Here is a 14,800-nt window from a genome sequence, read left to right on the forward strand (position 1 = left end):
AGCATGGCCAAAATTTTCTGCATTGCCAACCAAAAGGGGGGTGTTGGTAAAACCACCACCAGCGTGAACCTGGCGGCTGGTCTGGCCAAAGTCGGTCAGCGTGTGTTGCTGGTCGATTTGGACCCACAGGGCAATGCCACCATGGGTTCGGGTATCGATAAGCGCGCGGTGGCGCTGAGCGTGTACGACGTGTTGTTGGAGTCGGCATCGGTGGCCGAGGCGGTGGTCAAGGCCGACAAGTGCGGCTATGACGTGCTGAGCGCCAACCGCGAGTTGGCCGGAGCCGAGGTTGAGCTGGTGCAGCTCGAGCACCGCGACCAACGGCTGAAGAATGCGATTGTCGTGGTCGATGCCGATTACGACTTTGTGCTGATCGACTGCCCGCCGTCTTTGTCCATGCTCACCCTCAATGGCTTGTGCTCGGCCCATGGCGTGATCGTGCCCATGCAGTGCGAGTACTTTGCGCTGGAGGGCCTGACGGACTTGGTCAACACCATCAAGCAGGTGCATGCCAACTTGAACAAAGAGCTGAAGATCATTGGTTTGCTGCGCGTCATGTATGACCCGCGCATCACCTTGCAAGTGCAGGTGAGTGACCAGCTCAAGGCGCACTTTGGCGACAAAGTGTTTGACACGGTGATACCGCGCAATGTGCGCCTGGCCGAAGCCCCCAGCTACGGATTGCCTGGGGTGGTGTTTGACGCCTCGGCCAAGGGCAGCCAAGCCTATGTCGAGTTTGCGCGTGAGTTGGTGCAGCGTGCACCACCGCTTTGAATGCGTGCCACGGTCTTGATTTTGCCGGGCTGGCAAGGCAGAGGCCACGCGCATTGGCAAATGCGCTGGGCGCGTTTGCATGGGTACACCGTGGTCGAACAAAACGATTGGCTCAAGCCTCTGCGGGGGGATTGGATGGCCCGCTTGGAGGAGACGGTGATCGACACGCCTGGCCCTGTGGTGTTGGCTGCGCACAGTTTGGGCTGTATTTTGGTGGCCGCTTGGGCCAGCGTGTCACGGCACACGGCGCGGGTGCGTGGGGCCTTGCTGGCGGCCCCCGCCGACACCGATGCGGCCACGTTAAAAGACCGTCTGCCCGGATGGTCGCCCATACCCCGCCAAGCTTTGCCTTTTCGCAGCCTGGTGGTGGGCAGCCAAAATGACCCGTATGGCCCGCCGCAGCTGGCCCAAGCGCTGGCCCAAGATTGGGGTGCACGCTGGGTGAGTCCGGTTGAAGCTGGGGGCATCCATGCCGATTCATCGCTGGGCGACTGGCCGCAAGGCCATGCGCTGCTGCAAACATTACACAAGGATTGACCATGGTCACCAAAAAACCCAAAGGCCTTGGCCGCGGACTCGAAGCCTTGCTGGGCCCCACGGTGCAGGAGGCGCCTGACACCGCGTCTTATGCCGAAAGCGGCCTGCCCAGCCAACTCAAGCTCGACCAGATGGTGCCCGGCATGTACCAGCCGCGCACCCGCATGGACGAGGGCGCTTTGTACGAGCTGGCCGAGTCCATCAAGGCGCAGGGCATCATGCAGCCGATCTTGGTGCGGCAGTTGAAGGAGGGTGAGCACGCGGGCAAGTACGAGATCATCGCGGGCGAGCGGCGTTTCAGGGCGTCCCGTTTGGCGGGTTTGGACGCTGTCCCTGTTTTGGTGCGTGACGTGCCCAACGAGGCCGCTGCGGCCATGGCCTTGATTGAAAACATCCAGCGTGAAGACCTCAACCCGCTCGAAGAAGCCCAAGGCTTGCAACGCCTGATCAAAGAGTTTGGGCTCACTCACGAAGCTGCTGCACAAGCGGTCGGTCGCTCGCGCAGCGCGGGCAGCAACCTGTTGCGCCTGCTCAATTTGGCCGAGCCGGTGCAGACCATGCTGATGGCGGGCGATTTGGACATGGGGCATGCGCGGGCGCTGCTGTCTCTTGAAAAAGCGACACAAATCACGGCGGCCAATCAGATCAGCGCCCGTAAGATGTCGGTGAGAGAGGCCGAAAGTTTGGTCAAAAAACTCGGCGCCGAGTTCCATTTGGTCACGCAAAAACCGAAAAAGGAAAAGTCCCGAGACATTCGCCGCATTGAAGAAGAGCTGTCCGATTTGCTGATGGCCGAGGTCGAGGTGCGCGTCAAGAAACGCGTCAAACGCGCGGGTCGGATGGAGGAGTTGGGTGAGTTGAGCATCCAGTTCGGGTCGCTCGACGAGCTCAATGGACTGATTGATAAATTACGCGCTTAGCCAATAAACGCCCGCGAAGATGAGACCGCTGCAATTGCCATCGCTTTTTTCGAAGCTTGCCGCCTTGTGGCGCGCAGGCGCTTTGCCAGACCGCGACGGTTTGTTCACCCGCCCCAACATTTTGGTTTTTTACTTGGTGGCGGCGGGCCTGACCTCCTTGTCGTTTTATGTCGTGCACCCGGGTTATTACGACCCCAACGCGAACCTGGTGGCAAGCATCTTGGTTTTGGCGATGATCCCTTTGGCCTGGCATCCGCGCTGGTACGTGCCAGTGGTGCATGTGTCCACCTTGGTCAATTTATCGCTGGTCACTTACATCGCCATTCAAACAGGGGGCGTCAACTCCACCGCTGTGGTGTGGCTCAATGTGGTGGCTTTGCCGGTGCTTTTGTTGATCGGCCCTCGGGCGGCCATGTTTTGGATCGCCATCGTATTGACCACCATTTCGGCTTTGTATGTGGGCATGAGCTTGGCTTGGGTGAACAGCCAAAACCTGAGCCACACGAAGGTCTTGCCTTGGGCTTGGATGAACCAAGTCTTGGCCATGGCCAACCTGATGTTGGGTATTCGTTTGCACGACCACCTGCACGACCAGCAACTGCAACAACTGCAGCAGCGCAACCAAGAGATCAAGGCCACCCACCAGGCGCTGCTGCAAACGCAAGCCCACAAGGACAATTTTGTGGCCGCCGTGGGCCATGAGCTGCGCACGCCCATGAACGCCATCCTGGGCTTCAATGGCTTGCTGCGCGAAGAGTTGGCAGGCCAGCCCGAACACGTGGCTGTGGTGGACCACATTCGTCGCTCCACCGACCATTTGCTGCAAGTGGTCAACGACATTTTGGACTTTTCGCAACTGCAGGCGGGCAAGATGCCGCTGTACCCGGTGGACTTTGATTTGGCAGCACTGGCCGAAGAGGCTTTGACCGCCCAGCGCGCCAAGGCGACCGAAAAAGGCTTGGGCCTGAGCGCGCAGATTGACCCCGCCTTGCCGCGTCGCGTGCATGCCGACCGCCAGCGCTTGTTGCAAATTTTGCGCAACTTGCTGGGCAACGCCATCAAATTCACCGAACGCGGCGAAGTCAGTTTGCGCATCACCGCCCAAGGCGAGCGTTTGCGCTGGGAGGTGTCGGACAGTGGCTGCGGCATAGCGCCACAAAGGCAGGCGCACATTTTTCGGCGCTTTGAGCATGCCGATGTGCAGACCACCCGAACCTATGGCGGCACGGGTCTGGGTTTGTCGATTTGCGAAAAACTGGTGCACCTGCAAGGCGGGCAGATCGGGGTAAAAAGCCAAGAGGGCCAGGGCGCGCAATTTTGGTTTCACACGCCTTTGCAGGCGGCTGTGCACGCCGACCCTGAGCCGGTGCTGGTGCCCGCCCATGCGGTGCAGCAAGGGCTGCGGATTTTGGTGGTCGATGACAACGCCATCAACCTCATGGTGGCCCGTTTGCAGCTGGAAAAATGCTGGCCCCAGGCGCAGGTGGTCACGGCCGACAGTGCGGCAGCGGCGCTGAATTTATTGGCCGAATCGGTGTTCGACGTGGCGCTGGTGGACATGGTCATGCCCGAGATGGACGGCATGCAGTTGACGCAAGCGATTCGCCAGCGCTTTGCGCACCAAGCGGCGCACATGCCCATCATCGCCTTGACCGCCAACACCAACCCGGTGGACCGCCAACGCTGCTTGGACGCGGGCATGTGCGATGTGCTGAGCAAACCCATGGACATGGCGGCGCTGGTGCACAGCGTGAGCACCCAGGTGCAATCTGCCAAGAGGGCCGCCGCATGAGCGAGAGTGCCCGCTTCAGGCCCGTGGCAGCGCTGATGCGCCGCCTCGGCACCCTTTTGCCCAGCTCCTTTCAAGAGGGCAAGCTGCCCTACATGTTCTTTTTTGTGAGCTTGATGATCGCCCTGTTGTTGGTGTACGCGGTCATCAGCCCTTACCCCTATGCCACGCCGATGTTTTTGTCGTTCGCGGCTTTTTTGGTTCTGTTGCTGTTGTTGGTGCATGGCGGTTTGTCGCTGGCATGGGCAGTGCATTTGGGCAGCGCTGCTGCGGCCGTGTTGTTGCTGTATGCCATCTGGGTGGCCGGTGGCAGCTTTTCGCCACGCATGACGTGGTTGATGGTGCTGCCGCTCACGCCTTTTTATGTGTTGGGCCGCAAAGCGGGCTCGGTCTGGCTGTGCATCGCTTTGTTTTTGCAGGCGCTGATTGCGGCGCTCACGGGGCTTGAAATATGGCCCGCCTTGGCCTTGGGTTCAGAGCATGCTTTTTCGTCTTGGGTCACGGCCACTGCCGCCACGGGGGTGTTGGTCATCGTGCCTTTGCTGTATGCGCGCATGTACCAAAGCGCCTTGGCGCAAGGCATGCGCGACCAGGCGGCACTGGAGCTCAAAAAGAAAGAACTGGAACACGCGCTGCTCATGCGCGAGCATTTTGTGGCCACCGTGAGCCATGAGCTCAGAACGCCTATGAATGCCATTTTGGGCTTCAATGCCTTGCTGCTGTCGCGCTTGGAGGGCCACCCCAATGCCCGCAAAGTGCTCAACCACACCCAACAGTCGGCCGACCACCTGATGACGGTGATCAACGACATCCTGGATTACTCGCAGTTGGAAGCGGGCGAGTTGGTGGTCCAGCAAGAGCGGTTTGAACTGCGGCAAACGGTCACCCATGCGTTCGAGCTTTTTTGGCCTCGGGTCAAAAGCATGGACATCGACTACCACATGGCGCTGGACGACGATCTGCCCGTTTGGGTTTGCAGCGACCGGCACCGCTTGATGCAGGTCTTGGTCAACTTTTTAGGCAATGCCCTGAAGTTCACCCACCAAGGCGCGGTCACCCTGCGCGTGCAATGGCAAAACCCGGGTGTGCTGTTTTCGGTGAAAGACACGGGCATTGGCATTGCGCCCGAGCGCCAAGCGCAGGTGTTCAACCGCTTCAGCCAAGCGGAAGACGACACCCAGGCTTTGTACGGTGGCAATGGCTTGGGCTTGGCGATTTCACGCCGCTTGGCGCAGCTTTTGGGCGGTGAGATCGGGTTTGAAAGCGAGCCCGGCAAAGGCTCGCGCTTTTGGCTGCAATTGCCGTTGAAGGCCGAATCTGCACCGCTCAAAAAAGGCGCGGCTGCGGCCAAGCTGCAAACCGCCCAGATGCCTTGGCGCTTCTTGATCGCCGACGATCACCCGGTGAACCGCCTGTTGGTGCAACAGGTGCTGAAAAATGCCTGGCCGCATTGCCAAACGGTGGAGGTGGGCAACGGGCTAGAAGCACTCAACGCTTTGCAGCAGCAAGCCTTTGACCTGGTCTTGATGGACATGGTCATGCCCGTCATGGATGGCATCGTGGCAACCCAAAAACTGCGCCAAGAGTGGCCCGCGCCGGCTTGCCACCTGCCCGTCATCGGGCTCACGGCCAACGTCAACCCCGTGGACTTGGTGCGCTTTAAGGCGGCGGGTTTGAGCGACGTCATGCTCAAGCCCTTTGAGCCTGAATGGCTGTGCCTGCGGGTGGAGCAGTGGTTGTTGCAACGCACATGAGCAGCGTTTGGCGCGATTTTTCAGTGTCCACGGGCGTGGCGGGTTTTGTCGCCGTGTTGGTGGGCTTCACCAGTTCGGCGGCGATTGTGTTTGCGGCCGCGCAAGCCTTGGGGGCGACGCCCGCGCAAACGGTGTCTTGGATGTGGGCTCTGGGCATTGGCATGGGTGTGAGCAGTCTGGGCTTGAGCCTGTGGTACCGGCAGCCGGTGCTGACGGCCTGGTCCACCCCGGGTGCGGCGGTCTTGGCCGTGAGCCAGGGCGTGAGCTTGCCAGAGGCGACGGGTGCTTTCATCGTGTGCGCCCTGCTCATCATGCTGGTTGGCTACAGCGGCTGGTTCGAACGCCTGATGGCCAAAATTCCCCTGGCCTTGGCCAGCGCCTTGTTGGCCGGGGTGTTGGCGCGTTTTGCTTTAGACGCTGTGGGGGCCGTGGCACACGCGCCGGTGTTGGTGCTGGCCATGACCCTGAGCTATGTGTTGGGCCGACGCTGGTGGCCGCGCTGGTCTGTGCCCGTGGTGTTGTTGGTGGGCATGGCGGTGGCGGCGCTGCAAGGCCAGTTGCATTTGGCCAGCGTGGCCTGGACTTGGGCCGTGCCCGTGTGGGTCAGTCCTGTTTGGAGTGGGGCGGCCATGGTCAGCGTGGCCTTGCCCCTGTTTGTGGTGACCATGGCCTCGCAAAACCTGCCGGGTGTGGCGGCGCAGCGCGCTTCGGGCTATGACACGCCGGTCTCGCCCGTGGTGGGGGCGACCGGCTTGGCCAGCTTGGTGTTGGCCCCCTTTGGTGGCTATGCACTCAATTTGGCGGCGATCACGGCGGCGATCTGCATGGGCAAAGAAGCCCACCCCGACCCCAGCCGCCGCTACACCGCTGCGGTGGCCGCGGGCGTGTTGTACATCGCTTTGGGTTTGGCAGGCGGCACCATCGTCAGCCTGATGGCGGCGTTCCCGCAGGCGCTGGTGTTGGCGCTGGCCGGTCTGGCTTTGCTGGGCACCATGGCCTCGGGCTTGGCGGTGGCCGTCAAAGACGAGCAGCACCGCGAAGCTGCGCTGCTCACATTTTTGGTGACCCTGTCAGGCGTGGCACTGATGGGCGTTGGCTCGGCTTTTTGGGGCGTGGTGGTCGGCGGTTTGGCGCAGTGGTGGTGGACGCGGCGCCCAAGTGCGTCAAACTGAAACAGCTAACCCATCCATTCAGGCTCATGGCCATCGGGACATCCTTGAAGTTCAGGATGGGGCAAACCCGGTTGGGGGGTTGTTAGGATAGATATTTAATCCATGAAGGAAAACAGGCGAGAAGGTGGGTCGTGTACCTCAGTGGAAAACAAACAACTTTGCTGAGCCAGATCATGCAAACGCTGGCCGAACCGCATGAAGAATTGGAAATCCGTGAAATCATGGGTGACTTGGTCATGCAATTGTTGGGCGCACAGTTTTATGCCAGTTACGTCTGGCAGCCGGGCTCTTTGAGCTTTGCACAGCCCACCCAGATCAACATGGACCCCATCAACCTTCGGGCCTATGAAAGCTATTACCAGTTTCACGACCCGATCACGCCTCTGATGCAGCGTTTCCAGGTGGCTGTGCGTGCGACCGATGTCATGGCCCATGAGGACCTCCAAAAAACAGAGTTCTTCAATGACTTCTTGAACAAGGATGGTCTGTATTGGGGTGTGAACCTGTACGCCTGGCACCAGGGGCAGAACCTGGGAGACATGCGCATCTGGCGCGACAAGCGACGCGAAAACTTCTCACTCGATGAACTGCGTTTGCTGGACATGCTGCAGCCGGCTTTCGTGACGGCATTGGCCCGGGCACAAAGACCGAACCAGCGCAATGAAGTGTTACTTAACACCTTGTCACAGCGCCTGACGCCCCGTGAGCAAGATGCGGCACGCTTGGTGATGCTGGGCTTGACGGACAAGGAAATCGCGCGGAACTTGCAGATATCAAGCACCACTGTGCGCACACATTTGGAAAATGCGTTTCGCAAAGTAGGCGTCAGCAACCGCGCGGCACTGGTGCACAAGTTGAGAGTCTGATGGCCTCTGCCTCCTGACTCTGCAGGATGGTTGAACGCAGAGGGTCTACGTAGCATGAAAAGAACGTCCATTCGGGCGTTTCAATATCCAAGGAGACCTTCATGAACCCCAATGCATCACGTCGACATTTTTTCAAAAGCACGGGCGCTGTTTCGGCGGCTGCCATGTTGGGCGGCGTTGGCGCAGGCTTGACAGCTTGCGGTGGCGATTCCAATGCCATCCCTGAAGACCCTTTGCTGGCCTTGACAGCCACCCAAGTGGTTGCAAACATCAAAAACGGCACGCTCAAGGCTGAGACTTACATGGCCGCCATGATCGCCCGCGCCAAAGCTGCCAGCGGACTGAACGGCATGATCTTTTTGAACGAAGCAGAGGCATTGAAAGCAGCCAAAGCCGTTGATGCAGCCAAAACCGCTGGCACACCATTGGGCGCTTTGGCCGGTTTGCCGATTGTGGTCAAGGACAACATCAACACCAAAGACATGAAGACAACAGCCGGGACGCCTGCATTGCGCAACCATCAACCTAAAAAGAATGCGCCATCCTTGCAAAAACTCATTGACGCAGGCGCGATTGTGTTGGGTAAATCCAACCTGCACGAGTGGGCGTTTGGCATCACCAGCACCAACTTCACCCTGGGCACCGACCAGTCTGGCGCAGCAGCACGTCCCTGCAAAAACCCCTACGATAACAGTCGCATCCCTGGTGGTTCATCGGGCGGTACAGCCGTAGCTGTTTCCGCACGCTTTGCACCAGCAGGCTTGGGCACTGACACCGGTGGCTCGACACGCGTGCCCGCGTCGTTCTGCGGCATTGCAGGCTTTCGTCCCTCAGTGGGCAATGGCGCAGGCAATGGTCGCCGTTATCCAGACGCTGTCACTGACGTGCTGCCGATCAGCACCACACGCGACACCGTCGGCCCCATGGCCCGCACTGTTGCTGATATTGCCTTGCTCGACGCAGTCATCACTGGCGGCACTGTGCCAACAGCTAAAGGGCTCAAAGGTCTGAAAATCGGTCTTCCCTCTGCCTTCTGGGCAGGTCTGGATGACAGCGTCAAACCAGTGGCTGAAGCTGCCAAGAAAAAACTGGCAGATGCTGGCGTTGTTTTTGTGGAGTCCAGCACAGCCGACTTGGCTGACATCATGACGCTCAACGGCAATATCTCGTTCCCAATTGCATTGCATGAACCCATCCACGCGATTCCGGCATACTTTGCGAGCGTAGACAACGCGCCAGCCCGCACAGTCAAAGAAATCAGGGATCTGGTCGCCAGTCCTGATGTAGCTGGGGCATTTAGCGCCTTCAACGATGACGTAAGCGGATCTCCGTTCAACGAAGCCACTTTCCATACTGCATATGTTGGCATCATGGGTGCCGGTGGTGGGCGTGAAACACTGCAAAAACTCTACACAGACTACTTTGCTGTATCAGGCGTGGAGTGCGTGTTGTTTCCAACGACCCTCTTGGCCGCGCCCAAGATCGACCCGGTCAAAGGTTCTCATACCCTCAGCTACACCGTCGGTGGTGTGGAGCAAAAGGACAAAGACACCTTTGGCACTTGCATCCGCAACACCGACCCGTGCACCAACGCCGGCCTTCCCAGCCTGTCGATCCCTGCAGGTTTGACTGCTGGCGGCTTGCCTGTGGGCATGGAAATCGACGGCCCACTGGGCTCAGACGCCAATTTGTTGGCCATTGGCATGGGTATCGAAGCGGTATGGGGTTCAATCCAAGCACCTGCTGTGTGATGCTTGACCAAGTGCAAGGCCTCTCAAAAGGCCTTGCTCACGTCACATTGAAAAAATCTTCCCCGGATTCATGATGTTGTGCGGGTCCAGCGCCCGCTTGATGGTGCGCATCATGTCGACCGCACCTTCGCCGGTTTCGGTGCGCAAAAAGTCCATCTTGTGCAGACCGATGCCGTGCTCGCCGGTGCAAGTGCCCCCTAAACGCAGGGCGCGGTTGACCAGTTGCTGGTTCAAGGCCTCGGCGGTTTCGCATTCTTGAGGGTTGTTTGGGTCGATCAAATAGCCAAAGTGGAAATTGCCGTCGCCCACATGGCCGACCAAAAAGTACGGAATGCCGCTGGCATCGGTTTCGGTGATGGAGTCGAGCAGGCAATCGGCCAAGCGGCTGATGGGCACGCAGGTGTCGGTGCTGATGGCGCGGCAGCCGGGCTTGCTCTGGATGGCTGCAAAGTAGGCGTTGTGCCGCGCGGTCCACAGGCGCGTGCGCTCTTCGGGGGTGGTGGCCCATTCAAATGAATTGCCGCCAAATTCGCTGGCAATGTCTTGCACCGTTTCGGCCTGTTCTTTCACGCCCGCTGGCGAGCCGTGAAACTCCATCAACAGCATGGGCTCTTCGCGCAAACCCAGCTTGGCGTAGGCGTTGACCATGCGCAGGCTGTTGTGGTCGAGCAATTCCACGCGGGCAATCGGCACGCCCAACTGAATGATTTGGATCACGCTGCGCACCGCCGCTTCGATGCTGGGGAAGGAGCAAATGGCGGCTGAGATGGCCTCGGGCAAGGGGTACAGGCGCACGGTGACTTCGGTGATCACGCCCAGCGTGCCTTCGCTGCCCACCATCAGGCGGGTCAGGTCATAACCGGCGCTTGACTTCTTGGCGCGGGTGCCGGTGCGGATGAGCTCACCCGAGGAGGTGACCACTTCCAGGGCCAGCACGTTCTCGCGCATGGTGCCGTAGCGCACGGCGTTCGTGCCGCTGGCGCGCGTGGCGCTCATGCCGCCAATCGTGGCATCTGCGCCCGGGTCGATCGGGAAGAACAAGCCGGTGGACTTGATCTCTTCGTTCAGCTGTTTGCGCGTCACGCCCGGCTGCACCGTGACGGTGAGGTCTTCGGCGTTGATGGTCAGCACCCGGTTCATGCGCGTCAGGTCGATGCTGATGCCGCCTTGCACCGCCAGCAAATGGCCCTCTAATGACGAGCCCACGCCAAACGGGATCACCGGCACTTGGTGTTCGGCGCACAGCTTGACCGCGTCGGCCACATCCTGGGTGTTCTCGGCGAACACCACGGCAGCGGGTGGCGGCACATGGGTGAAGGCCGACTCATCGCGTCCATGCTGTTCGCGGACCACCAGCGCGGTCGAACAGTTGCTGCCAAAGCGGGCTTTCAGGGCCACCAAGAAGGCATCGGGCACAGCACGTTGCGCGACTTCGGGGGCCAGGTGGGCGGCAGGGGTGGGGGCGTTCATGGGCTGTCTCCAGTGGTGGCGAGGCAAACCCGCCAAACAAACTAAACGGCAGTTTACGCTGCAAACAGGGGCGATGCTGTCCGCTGTCAGACAAGCCAGGTGGACATGGCTGACAATTGCCTTTCTTTGTAGGAGCGGTCTCCGACCGCGAAAGCACGAGCCGGGCTCACCATCGCGGTCGGAGACCGCTCCTACAGGGGGCATTGCGAAAGCATGAGCTGGGTTCACCATCGCGGCCGAAGGCCTCTCCAACAGGGCGCATTTGCGAAACCACTGGGGCCATGCTGTCCGCTGTCAGACAAGCCAGGTGACATCGCTGACAATTGCCGTTCTTCGTAGGAGCGGTCTCCGACCGCGAAAGCATGAGCCGGGCTCACCATCGCGGTCGGAGACCGCTCCTACAGGGGGCATTTGCGAAAGCACGAGCTGGGCTCACCATCGCGGCCAGAGGCCGCTCCTACAGGGGGCATTTGCGAAAGCACGAGCTGGGCTCACCATCGCGGCCAGAGGCCGCTCCTACAGGAGGCATTGCGAAAGCATGAGCTGGGCTCACCATCGCGGCCGGAGGCCGCTCCTACAGGGGGCATGTGCAAAACCACTGGGGCCATGCAGCCCGCTGTCAGACAAGCCAGGGGATATGGCTGACAATTGCCTTTCTTTGTAGGAGCGGTCGCTGACCGCGAAAGCATGAGCCGGGCTCACCATCGCGGCCGGAGGCCGCTCCTACAGGGGGCATTTGCAAAACCACTGGGGCCATGCAGTCCGCTGTCAGACAAGCCAGGTGGACATGGCTGACAATTGCCTTTCTTCGTAGGAGCGGTCTCCGACCGCGAAAGCATGAGCCGGGCTCACCATCGCGGCCGGAGGCCGCTCCTATAGGGGGCATGTGCAAAACCACTGGGGCCATGCTGTCCGCTTTCAGACAAGCCAGGGTGACATCGCTGACAATTGCCTTTCTTTGTAGGAGCGGTCTCTGACCGCGAAAGCATGAGCCGGGCTCACCATCGCGGCCGAAGGCCGCTCCTACAGGGGGCATTTGCAAAACAACTGGGTGGCCCATTTGGGCGGCCCGCTCAAGCGGACCGCGCACGCAGCAGCATTCAAAAACGAGGACTTTTTTCATGGGCAACCGACTCACTCAAATCGCTACCCGCACCGGCGACAACGGCACCACGGGCCTGGGCAACAACCAGCGCGTGTCCAAAAACAGTTTGCGCGTGCACGCCATGGGCGAGGTGGACGAGCTGAACTCCCACATCGGGCTGCTGCTGTGCGAAGACATGCCCACCGATGTGCGCGAGGTTCTGGTCGAGGTGCAGCACCAGCTGTTCAACCTGGGCGGCGAGTTGTCCATTCCCGGGTTTGAGCTGCTCAAGGAAGAGGCTGTGGCCGCGCTCGATGCCGCCTTGGACGCGCACAACGTCCAACTGCCCAAATTGGCAGAATTCATCTTGCCCGCGGGCACACGCGGCGCGGCGCAAGCGCATGTGTGCCGCACCGTAGCCCGCCGCGCCGAACGTGCCTGTGTGGCCTTGGGCAACGAAGAAGCCATCAATGAAACCCCGCGCCAGTACCTGAACCGCCTGTCTGACCTGATGTTTGTGCTGGCCCGTGTGCTCAATCGCCTGAACGGCGGCGACGACGTGTACTGGAAAAGCCAGCGCATGAGCCCTGACGCGCCGGCCTCACCGGACGCCACGGCCACGCCAGCGTCTTAAGGCGCCATGTCTGAGCGGCAAGGCCAAATTTTGGGAGCGGGGGGCGCGTTGCTTGGCCTGGGTCTGGGCCTGTGCCTGGGTTTGGCGGCGCTCAGCCCAGCTGCGGCCGCACCGTCTTCAGTGGTCTTGAGCTGCGCGGTGGCCTACTTGCCGCAGCGCAGCACCTGGGTGCGCGAGGTGCGCATCGACTGGGACCACAAAGCCGTTCGGCGTTTGCGCATCGATGGCGTGGAGCCGCACGGTTTTTCGCTGCTGCCCGACGGTGTGATGACGGCCCTTGACAACGAACGCATCCAGATTGACCTGCGCACGCGCCAATGGCAAAGCGACTTTCGCGGCCATGCCACAGGCCAGGGTCGCTGCGAAAACGCCCCCGGCTAAGGCCGTTGCTGGCCCTGTCACCAAGGTGCAGCTTTCAGGGTTGTTGCGCGTGACATGGGGGGCAGGCCGCTGCTAACCTGCCCACATGACCATTGCCACCCACGCCATTTCTGACGCTGCCGCCCCAGCGCCCTATTTGCCGCAAATTCGCCTTTACCAAAACTGGCTGCGCGAGCAACGGGGCTTGAGTTTTGACACCTACAACGACCTTTGGCGTTGGTCTGTGACCGAGCTGGACGCTTTCTGGCAAAGCATCTGGGATTACTTTGACCTGCAGTCGCCCACGGCGCACAGCGCGGTGCTGGCGGGCAACGTCATGCCGTGTGCCCAATGGTTTCCCGGGGCCCAAACCAATTACGCGCAGCAAGTGCTGCGCCATGTGCCCGCGGCGCATGCGGCCGGGTTTTTGGCCGTCATCAGCCACAACGAAAAAGGCCTGCGCCGCGAGATGAGCTGGCCCGAGTTGCGCCGCCAAGTCGCCGCCATGGCGCTGCACCTGCAAGCCCAAGGTGTGCAACCGGGCGACCGTGTGGCGGCGTACTTGCCCAACATCCCCGAGGCCATGGTGGCGTTTTTGGCCACTGCCAGCGTGGGCGGTGTGTGGAGCATTTGCGCGCCCGACATGGGCACCCACGCCGTGCTCGACCGCTTCAAGCAGATCGAGCCCAAGGTGTTGATCGCGGTGGACGGCGTGAGTTACGGCGGGCGCGACTTTGACCGCATGGGGGTGGTGCAAGAGTTGCGCGACGCGTTGCCCAGCGTGCAGCACGTCATCATCCACGAGAACCTGGGCACCTTGGATTTGACCAACTGCGACGTGGGGGCCAGCGCGCAAATGTCGATGGTCACGGCGCGCGACGATGCCCAGGTGCAGGCTTTTGAGCCGATGTGGTTGGCTTTTGACCACCCGTTGTGGATTGTTTACTCCAGTGGCACCACCGGCCTGCCCAAACCCATCGTGCACGGCCATGGCGGCACCGTGATTGTGGCCTTGGCCAACAAAATTTTGCACAACGACATTGGCTGCAGCTACCAGCCCAACAGCTGGGGCGAGCGCTTTCACTGGTACAGCTCCACCGGCTGGGTGATGTGGAACGCCCAGGTGGCTGGCCTGCTCAATGGCGTGACCTGCGTGATTTATGACGGCAACCCCGGCGGCAGCAAAGAGCGGCCCGACTGGGGCCTTTTGTGGCGCATGGCGGCAGAAGAAAAGGTCACCTTCTTCGGTGCGGGCGCGGCTTACTTTGCCAATTGCCAAAAAGCCGGGGTCGAGCTCTCGCGCTGCGGCGATTTGTCGCGCGTGCGCGCCTTGGGCACCACCGGCTCGCCCCTGTCGGCCGAAACGCAAAGCTGGGGCACAGCGCAGTTCCGAAAAATTCGACACGCCGCGCCAAGCCCCGCTGCCATGGCCAGCCCCATGACCGCCAACGCAAGCCCCCCGGCCGCCGTGGCGACCCCTTCCACCGTCATTGCGAGCGAAGCGCGGCAATCCATGGACCACTTCGCGCCTGCTGATGACGGGGCGTTGAGCCAGGACATTTCTACCGCCATTGCGAACCTCCCCACCGCCAACGCAAGCCCCCCCACCGCCAATGCAAGCCCCCCGGCCGCCATGGCGACCCCTTTCACCGTCATTGCGAGCGAAGCGCGGCAATCCATGGACCACTT

12 protein-coding genes are annotated in these 14,800 nt (G+C 60.8%); 11 read left to right on the forward strand and 1 reads right to left on the reverse strand.

Going from position 1 to position 14,800, the window contains the following annotated elements:
- Positions 1-3: 3 nt before the first annotated feature.
- The 8 genes from ACIQ39_RS06965 to ACIQ39_RS07000 all read left to right on the forward strand — a co-directional run bounded on the left by ACIQ39_RS06965 (position 4) and on the right by ACIQ39_RS07000 (position 9,563).
- The gene (locus tag ACIQ39_RS06965; RefSeq protein WP_396433888.1) at positions 4-774 is read left to right on the forward strand and encodes a ParA family protein; all 771 of its coding nucleotides are present in this window, start codon (positions 4-6) and stop codon (positions 772-774) included.
- Complete coding sequence (locus tag ACIQ39_RS06970; protein WP_396433889.1) at positions 775-1,311, forward strand: RBBP9/YdeN family alpha/beta hydrolase; 537 nt, start codon at positions 775-777, stop codon at positions 1,309-1,311. It abuts the gene before it with no gap.
- Positions 1,312-1,313: 2 nt separating this feature from the next.
- A complete protein-coding gene (locus tag ACIQ39_RS06975) occupies positions 1,314-2,231 on the forward strand; it encodes a ParB/RepB/Spo0J family partition protein (RefSeq protein WP_396433890.1) in 918 nt (305 codons plus the stop codon).
- Positions 2,232-2,295: 64 nt separating this feature from the next.
- Positions 2,296-4,023, forward strand: coding sequence for an ATP-binding protein (locus ACIQ39_RS06980; protein ID WP_396433891.1), 1,728 nt, complete (start codon positions 2,296-2,298; stop codon positions 4,021-4,023).
- The gene (locus ACIQ39_RS06985) at positions 4,020-5,774 is read left to right on the forward strand and encodes an ATP-binding protein (protein WP_396433892.1); all 1,755 of its coding nucleotides are present in this window, start codon (positions 4,020-4,022) and stop codon (positions 5,772-5,774) included. The genes ACIQ39_RS06980 and ACIQ39_RS06985 overlap by 4 nt, the downstream gene beginning before the upstream one ends.
- On the forward strand, positions 5,771-6,946 hold the full coding sequence (locus ACIQ39_RS06990) for a benzoate/H(+) symporter BenE family transporter (RefSeq protein WP_396433893.1): 1,176 nt from the start codon (positions 5,771-5,773) through the stop codon (positions 6,944-6,946). Before ACIQ39_RS06985 ends, ACIQ39_RS06990 begins: the two co-directional genes overlap by 4 nt.
- Before the next feature lie 173 nt (positions 6,947-7,119).
- Positions 7,120-7,812, forward strand: a complete 693-nt coding sequence (locus ACIQ39_RS06995) for a response regulator transcription factor (RefSeq protein WP_396433894.1) — start codon at positions 7,120-7,122, stop codon at positions 7,810-7,812.
- A gap of 101 nt (positions 7,813-7,913) precedes the next feature.
- Positions 7,914-9,563 (forward strand): amidase family protein, encoded by a 1,650-nt coding sequence (locus ACIQ39_RS07000; protein ID WP_396433895.1) that lies wholly within the window; start codon positions 7,914-7,916, stop codon positions 9,561-9,563.
- 42 nt (positions 9,564-9,605) lie between these two features.
- Here the strand turns inward: ACIQ39_RS07000 and ACIQ39_RS07005 are convergent, their stop codons facing one another.
- On the reverse strand, positions 9,606-11,033 hold the full coding sequence (locus ACIQ39_RS07005) for an FAD-binding oxidoreductase (RefSeq protein WP_396433896.1): 1,428 nt from the start codon (positions 11,031-11,033) through the stop codon (positions 9,606-9,608).
- A 1,121-nt stretch (positions 11,034-12,154) separates the two neighbouring features.
- On the opposite strand from ACIQ39_RS07005, the gene ACIQ39_RS07010 reads away from it, so the two are divergent.
- The 3 genes from ACIQ39_RS07010 to ACIQ39_RS07020 form a co-directional block, all read left to right on the forward strand.
- Positions 12,155-12,751 (forward strand): cob(I)yrinic acid a,c-diamide adenosyltransferase, encoded by a 597-nt coding sequence (locus ACIQ39_RS07010; protein WP_396433897.1) that lies wholly within the window; start codon positions 12,155-12,157, stop codon positions 12,749-12,751.
- Positions 12,752-12,757: 6 nt separating this feature from the next.
- Positions 12,758-13,132, forward strand: a complete 375-nt coding sequence (locus ACIQ39_RS07015) for a hypothetical protein (protein ID WP_396433898.1) — start codon at positions 12,758-12,760, stop codon at positions 13,130-13,132.
- Positions 13,133-13,217: 85 nt separating this feature from the next.
- Positions 13,218-14,800: AMP-binding protein (locus ACIQ39_RS07020; protein WP_396433899.1), on the forward strand; the 1,583-nt coding region annotated here is incomplete at its 3' end.

Source organism: Limnohabitans sp., from assembly GCF_044361645.1.
GTDB lineage: Bacteria > Pseudomonadota > Gammaproteobacteria > Burkholderiales > Burkholderiaceae_C > Limnohabitans_A.

What these genes read in the sequence shown, in the direction of transcription:
- ACIQ39_RS06975 (WP_396433890.1), top strand. Translation starts at nt 1,314, where the DNA reads ATGGTCACCAAAAAACCCAAAGGCCTTGGCCGCGGACTCGAAGCCTTG.
- ACIQ39_RS07010 (WP_396433897.1), top strand. Translation starts at nt 12,155, where the DNA reads ATGGGCAACCGACTCACTCAAATCGCTACCCGCACCGGCGACAACGGC.
- ACIQ39_RS06990 (WP_396433893.1), top strand. Translation starts at nt 5,771, where the DNA reads ATGAGCAGCGTTTGGCGCGATTTTTCAGTGTCCACGGGCGTGGCGGGT.
- ACIQ39_RS07005 (WP_396433896.1), bottom strand. Translation starts at nt 11,033, where the DNA reads ATGAACGCCCCCACCCCTGCCGCCCACCTGGCCCCCGAAGTCGCGCAA.
- ACIQ39_RS06995 (WP_396433894.1), top strand. Translation starts at nt 7,120, where the DNA reads ATGCAAACGCTGGCCGAACCGCATGAAGAATTGGAAATCCGTGAAATC.
- ACIQ39_RS06985 (WP_396433892.1), top strand. Translation starts at nt 4,020, where the DNA reads ATGAGCGAGAGTGCCCGCTTCAGGCCCGTGGCAGCGCTGATGCGCCGC.
- ACIQ39_RS07000 (WP_396433895.1), top strand. Translation starts at nt 7,914, where the DNA reads ATGAACCCCAATGCATCACGTCGACATTTTTTCAAAAGCACGGGCGCT.
- ACIQ39_RS07015 (WP_396433898.1), top strand. Translation starts at nt 12,758, where the DNA reads ATGTCTGAGCGGCAAGGCCAAATTTTGGGAGCGGGGGGCGCGTTGCTT.
- ACIQ39_RS06970 (WP_396433889.1), top strand. Translation starts at nt 775, where the DNA reads ATGCGTGCCACGGTCTTGATTTTGCCGGGCTGGCAAGGCAGAGGCCAC.
- ACIQ39_RS06965 (WP_396433888.1), top strand. Translation starts at nt 4, where the DNA reads ATGGCCAAAATTTTCTGCATTGCCAACCAAAAGGGGGGTGTTGGTAAA.